Here is a 6,000-nt window from a genome sequence, read left to right as displayed (position 1 = left end):
AATCGCTGCTTCAACACCCGAGTTACCGCCACCAATCACCGCAACACGTTTGCCTTTGAACAATGGGCCATCACAATGTGGGCAATATGCGACACCACGAGTACGGTATTCTGCTTCACCTGGAACATTCATCTCTCTCCAGTGTGCACCAGTTGAAAGAATGATGGTTTTCGATTCAAGCTTGGCACCATTTTCCAGCTCAACTTCAACCAGACCATTTACAGTCTGATCTGCGCCTGTGATTTTGCTAACACGTTGCAGGTTCATGATATCCACGCCGTATTCACGGACATGCGCTTCCATATCCTGAGCAAACTTTGGACCTACTGTTTTTTGCACAGTAGTAAAGTTTTCAATATCCATGGTATCCATCACCTGACCGCCAAAGCGTTCAGCCACGATCCCAGTTTTGATGCCTTTACGTGCTGCATAGATTGCTGCTGTACCACCTGCAGGGCCACCACCAATCACCAATACATCAAACGCATCTTTGGCATTGATTGCCGCTGCATCTTTCTCAGCAGAGTTGGTATCGAGCTTGGCAACGATTTCTTCCAACGTCATACGACCTTGACCGATATGTTCATTGTCCTGAAATACCATAGGTACCGCCAAGATTTTGCGTTCTTCCACTTCATCTTGGAAGAAAGCACCATCAATCATGGTTGCCGTAGTATTTGGGTTATTGATTGCAATGAGGTTAAGTGCTTGTACTACATCTGGACAGTTATGACAGCTCAATGAAACAAACACATCAAAGTTTGCAGTCAAGTTTAAGCCTTTGATTTGAGCCAAGACTTCATCAGACACTTTCGGTGCATAACCAGACACTTGTAACAATGCCAAGATCAAAGAGGTAAACTCATGTCCCATCGGTAAGCCAGCAAAGAACACACGTGGTTGTTCACCTGCTTTCGCTACACCAAAGCTAGGACGGCGAGCGTTTGAACCGTCAAAACGCGCCGTAACTTGGTCAGAAAGTTCCGCAATTTCAGTCACCAGTTCTTTAATTTTTTCTGCTTTATCCGAGTCATCTAAAGCAGCAACCAGTTCAATCGGACTTTCTAAACGTTCTAAATAAGCTTTTAATTGAGTTTTAATATTTTGATCTAACATGTATGACTCCAAACCCTAAGACTTTTAAATCAGTAAATTCATTCAATGAGGCTATAGTACGCAAAAACCATAAATAGGTAAAACAGTATGTTTTTATTATTTTGATCGGTTTTTTGAATTTTTAATTTATCCGTTGAATTTTGAAATGTATCTTTCGATAAAAAAAACAGTACAATCAAACTTGTTATACAACTGCAATCATTGCGTGGCATAAATAGAGGATAAGCAATATGGCATTACAGCGCGGCATCTATCAACATTATAAAGGGCAACTTTATCAGGTCTTTCATGTTGCTCGTCATAGTGAAACTGAAGAGGAGCTGGTCGTTTATCAATGCTTATATGGCGATTATTCAATGTGGGTACGCCCATTGGCAATGTTTACTGAAACGGTTCAACTGGCTGATGGACAAATCCAGCCCCGTTTTAAATTGATTCAAGCGACCTAAGCGTAATTTGCCGACTTGGCATTTGGGGAGTCAGAGATGACCAGTAGTGTATTCTTACAACGTATTTCTGATTTATATGATCAGTTCAAGCAACATGATGCTCAACAGTCTGATCGTCTGAGTCGTTATCGCAATATTGAAGCTGAGTCGGCAAAATTATTGGCGATGTTAATTCGTTGCCAGCAATCAAAACGTATTCTGGAAATCGGCACTTCTACTGGTTATTCAACCTTATGGTTGGCTGAGGCTGCCCAAGCAGTAGATGGCAACGTTCAAACTGTAGAAATTGATCCTTTACGCAGTGCTCAAGCGAAAAAATATGCAGAAGAATTTGAGTTAGAACAGCAAATTGATTTCTGGGTAGGAGATGCAGCGGATTTTCTGGCCCAAGCCACTGAACCCTTTGATTTTATTTTACTGGATGCAGAGCGTATTCATTACGTGAGTTACTGGGCTGATTTAAAAAGGTTATTACAAAACGCGGGCAGTACCTTGATTATTGATAACGTAATTTCTCATGCTGCCGAAGTAAAAACCTTTCTGGAATTGATCAAGAATGATGAACATTACATGAGTACAACTTTGCCGATTGGTGCGGGCTTATGTATGGTGATCTTGAAGTGAATTGATTTTATCTTGGTGGTTTAAGCGATATGCTTGTGGACTACAACCCATCACTTTATTAAAGGCACGGGTAAAATTGGCAGGGTTGGAATAACCCAGTTCATAAGCAATCGCTGTAATGGTAAAGCTAGAATTCTCTAACAAATTAATGGCACGTTCAGTGCTGATCTGCTGTTTTAATGCATGAAATTCAACACCTTGCTGCTGCAAATAGCGTTGCAGCGTTTTTGTAGAAATATTTAAGACTTTGGCACATTCAGTTAAGGTGGGGACTTGATTGGCTTGTCTGAGCATCATACTGACCCATTCCACAATTTCACCTTGATGATAAATCTTCTGGATTTGTTCCTGACAGCGTTGTTCAACTACTTTTAAACTATGCGCGTCTGCCAAAGGCAAGGGCAGTGCAAGTTGTTGCTGGTCAATAACGACACGGATTCCTGAGAGCCACGTATAGTTAAAGTGAAAATTGGCCTTGATTAAAGAGAGATAACGTTCTTGGTAACTCGGTTCGGGGATACTCAGATAAATTTGATAACGCTGCAACTGCTGACCGGCCAACTCAAGCAGACTGTAGTAAAAGGCTACCGCAATGGCTTCGATATGAAAGGCCAAACATTGTTTATTCATTTGCAAGATCGGTTCAAATAACAGTTCAACCTTTTGTTGATGGGCTGGCAACTGAATGCTGAGCTTAAAACTTGGCATAATCAATCTAAAATACTGGGCAATTAATTTGAGTGCATGCTCCAGATTCGGACTGGTCATCAGCGCATAACCCACCAGACTATGCGAGCTGAGTTTAAGATTTTTACCCAGTTCAAAGGCTAGATCTTGGGTATTGGGCAGACTTAAACCAATTTCAATAAATTGTTCAATCTGTTGAATGGACAACAGTTCTGTTGTTGCCAGTTGTTGCTGCAAAGCGATCAACACGTCATTGTTGTATTGATGAGTCGCGATCAATATTTCAATCAGTCGTGAATAATAACGTGATGGAATAACAGGGATCTGCTGCTTCTGCACAATAAAAACTCAGTAAAGTCTTAAAATGATAATAGCAAGTCTTAAAATGATAATATAGGGTTGCTGCAAAAGGACACAATCAATTTAAGCAAAACAGATGTGTTTGATTGAGGGAATTCTAATGAATATGCATACTCAGCTTGATGTAGCGCAAGCAACGACAACATTTAAAGATAAAAAACGTCATTTGTGGTTATTGGGTTTGGCTGTTCCAGCGATTGCCATGAGTGGTTTGGCGGGTTACCAGTTTGGTCCGAAAAAAACTAAAAAATTCTTTGCTTCATTTGGCCCGCTGTTTTTACATGGCGTCATTCCAACGCTGGATAAATTCATTGGTGAAGATACGGAAAACCCACCCGTAGAGGCGATTGCAGGTCTTGAAGCTGATCCGTATTACGCACGAATTGTGAAACTGTATATTCCACTGCAATACGCTGCAAATCTTTATGGGGCTTATCTTGCCAGTCGTAAAGATACCCCAGTCGCGGATCAGGTGTTATTGGGAACCTTGGTGGGCATGGTCAATGGCATTGCGATTAATACCGCACATGAATTGAGCCATAAAACAGGGCGTCTGGAACACTATCTTTCGCATTTGGCTTTAGCGCCATCGGGCTATAACCATTTCCGAATAGAACATCCTTATGGGCATCATCGTCGTGTTGCGACACCTGAAGATCCTGCATCGTCACAATTTGGTGAAAGCTTCTGGAAATTTTTACCACGTACTGTGGTTGGCAGCTTTAAATCGGCGATCGAGATTGAAAAGAACCGCTTAGAGCGTAAGAAATTGCCTTTTTTCTGTAAGGAAAATGAGTTGATTCATGGTTGGGCAATGTCGGCTGTGTACCATGCGGCGATGCTGAGTAAATTTGGTCTGCGTTCTGTGCCTTTTCAACTGACGCAAGCGGCTTATGCGATAACCTTGTTTGAGTCGGTAAATTATATTGAACACTATGGTTTGAAGCGTGAGAAAAAGGCCAATGGTCAATACGAAAGGACGTTGCCTGAGCATAGCTGGAACAATAATAATGTGGTGACCAATTTGTTCTTATACCAATTACAGCGCCACTCTGATCATCATGCTAATCCAACCCGAAGCTTTCAGACCTTACGCCACTTTGAAGATGCGCCGCAATTACCAGCAGGGTATGGTGCAATGATTTTGCCCGCATTTATTCCATCATGGTGGTCAAAAATTATGGATGATCGTGTGGTGCAGCACTATCTAGGCAACTTGGATAGAATTAATGTATATCCCGAGGCCAAGCAGAAGATGTTAGACAAATACACTGAGCAGCAAGATGTGGCTTAAATGAGCCAACGCTAAATAACAGATCAGCCCATAAGGGCTGATTTTTTTATGCTTTAAGCTGAAATACAGAGTCGTTTAAAATGCAGATCAAATTCAAGATATTTATGCACAAAGGCCGTTTTATCATTGGTGCGAAGCAAGTTATTGTAAATAAACTCTGGAACGGGATGGTAAAGCTCGCCTGAGCCATTGCTATAAAAGATTTTTAAATAGCGTGAAGAAACATCGTATTTCCAAGAGGTTACAACAACAGATTTTTCCATATATTCGTCCCCATATTGATTTGATCTTTTAGTACATATTTAACAACTCTGGTGTTCCATGAATTGACAGTACTCTAACTCCAACCGTCTGACAATTGATAAATGAAGCTGGCTATAAACTTATAAGTATAAGAATTGTAAAAAATTAGCTATAAAATTTAGGCGGGAGTAAGGGGGTATTTTTAAAGAAGGCAAATAAAAAGAAACCACCCTAAAAAGGGTGGTTTCTGACCATTGGGTCTAATCTAAATAATTAGATTTTACCAACTAAGTCGATAGATGGAGCAAGTGTAGCTTCGCCTTCTTTCCATTTAGCTGGGCAAACTTCACCTGGGTGAGCGTGAACGTATTGAGCAGCTTTTACTTTACGAAGAAGTTCAGATGCGTCACGGCCGATACCACCAGCGTTGATTTCAACGATTTGGATTTTGCCTTCTGGATCGATTACGAAAGTACCACGGTCAGCAAGACCAGCAGCTTCGATTAATACGTCGAAGTTTTTAGAAAGCGTCCAAGTTGGATCGCCGATCAATGGGTATTGGATTTTACCAATAACGTCTGAAGTGTCGTGCCAAGCTTTGTGCGTGAAGTGAGTGTCAGTAGACACGCCATAGATTTCAACGCCTAATTTTTGGAATTCAGCATAGTTGTCAGCAAGGTCGCCTAACTCAGTTGGACATACGAAAGTAAAGTCAGCTGGGTAGAAGAATACAACAGACCATTTGCCTTTAAGATCTGCTTCAGATACGTCAACAAATTGACCGTTGTGGTACGCAGTTGCTTTAAATGGTTTAACTTCAGTATTAATTAAGCTCATCATTGTCTCCATGATTGAGGTTTTATTGAGAGGCTAACGCCTTACTTGTTTACGAGGTCTAGAATAAATAATTTTTAGTTATTGGGGAAATAGTATTTTTACATGACTAAAATCGGAAAATTGAATAACTCAATCAAAACGACTTTCACCCAAAGATTTCTGCTCTATTTGACGACATAAAAATGAAGCAAACATGACAAAACATCTGAAAACTAATGTGCATAACAACATGAAGTCTACGCTGTTAAAATTCAAGGGTAAAATTGAAAAAATCTAAAAATATATAAAAAACCAAGATATACGCTTAAACTTTCTCCAATATTTACGGATGCTTTAGAGAATGAAGGATATAGACACGAAAGAGATGAAACTGCACAAAATGTTATGTAT

At 40.5% G+C, this 6,000-nt stretch carries 7 protein-coding genes; 3 read left to right on the top strand and 4 right to left on the bottom strand.

The genetic code is table 11. The annotated features are described in order from the left end of the window. Positions 1–1,116: alkyl hydroperoxide reductase subunit F (gene ahpF / locus IEV36_RS03700; protein WP_188393541.1), on the bottom strand; the 1,116-nt coding region annotated here is incomplete at its 3' end. 230 nt (positions 1,117–1,346) lie between these two features. On the opposite strand from ahpF, the gene IEV36_RS03695 reads away from it, so the two are divergent. Continuing rightward, entirely contained in the window at positions 1,347–1,565 is a 219-nt protein-coding gene (locus IEV36_RS03695) for a DUF1653 domain-containing protein (protein WP_004772684.1), read from the top strand. A 36-nt stretch (positions 1,566–1,601) separates the two neighbouring features. Next, positions 1,602–2,189, top strand: coding sequence for an O-methyltransferase (locus IEV36_RS03690; RefSeq protein ID WP_005258071.1), 588 nt, complete (start codon positions 1,602–1,604; stop codon positions 2,187–2,189). On the opposite strand, the gene IEV36_RS03685 is transcribed toward IEV36_RS03690, so the two are convergent. Then, positions 2,166–3,215, bottom strand: a complete 1,050-nt coding sequence (locus IEV36_RS03685) for an AraC family transcriptional regulator (RefSeq protein WP_005258069.1) — start codon at positions 3,213–3,215, stop codon at positions 2,166–2,168. The two genes, IEV36_RS03690 and IEV36_RS03685, sit on opposite strands and share 24 nt — an antisense overlap. A 121-nt stretch (positions 3,216–3,336) precedes the next feature. On the opposite strand from IEV36_RS03685, the gene IEV36_RS03680 reads away from it, so the two are divergent. After that, complete coding sequence (locus IEV36_RS03680) at positions 3,337–4,530, top strand: alkane 1-monooxygenase (RefSeq protein WP_005258067.1); 1,194 nt, start codon at positions 3,337–3,339, stop codon at positions 4,528–4,530. Positions 4,531–4,583: 53 nt separating this feature from the next. Here the strand turns inward: IEV36_RS03680 and IEV36_RS03675 are convergent, their stop codons facing one another. Both IEV36_RS03675 and ahpC read right to left on the bottom strand, forming a co-directional pair. Next, a complete protein-coding gene (locus IEV36_RS03675; protein WP_003652651.1) occupies positions 4,584–4,793 on the bottom strand; it encodes a KTSC domain-containing protein in 210 nt (69 codons plus the stop codon). 253 nt (positions 4,794–5,046) lie between these two features. After that, complete coding sequence (ahpC, locus tag IEV36_RS03670; protein WP_004772679.1) at positions 5,047–5,610, bottom strand: alkyl hydroperoxide reductase subunit C; 564 nt, start codon at positions 5,608–5,610, stop codon at positions 5,047–5,049. Positions 5,611–6,000 lie beyond the last annotated feature (390 nt).

This window comes from Acinetobacter vivianii (genome assembly GCF_014635885.1).
GTDB lineage: Bacteria > Pseudomonadota > Gammaproteobacteria > Pseudomonadales > Moraxellaceae > Acinetobacter > Acinetobacter vivianii.
Note: the sequence above shows the minus strand (reverse complement) of the source record. Positions and strands in the feature narration are given on the sequence as shown.

Excerpts from the sequence above, each read along its gene's own strand:
- IEV36_RS03680 (WP_005258067.1), top strand. The coding sequence starts at position 3,337 with ATGAATATGCATACTCAGCTTGATGTAGCGCAAGCAACGACAACATTT.
- IEV36_RS03675 (WP_003652651.1), bottom strand. The coding sequence starts at position 4,793 with ATGGAAAAATCTGTTGTTGTAACCTCTTGGAAATACGATGTTTCTTCA.
- ahpC (WP_004772679.1), bottom strand. The coding sequence starts at position 5,610 with ATGAGCTTAATTAATACTGAAGTTAAACCATTTAAAGCAACTGCGTAC.
- IEV36_RS03690 (WP_005258071.1), top strand. The coding sequence starts at position 1,602 with ATGACCAGTAGTGTATTCTTACAACGTATTTCTGATTTATATGATCAG.
- IEV36_RS03695 (WP_004772684.1), top strand. The coding sequence starts at position 1,347 with ATGGCATTACAGCGCGGCATCTATCAACATTATAAAGGGCAACTTTAT.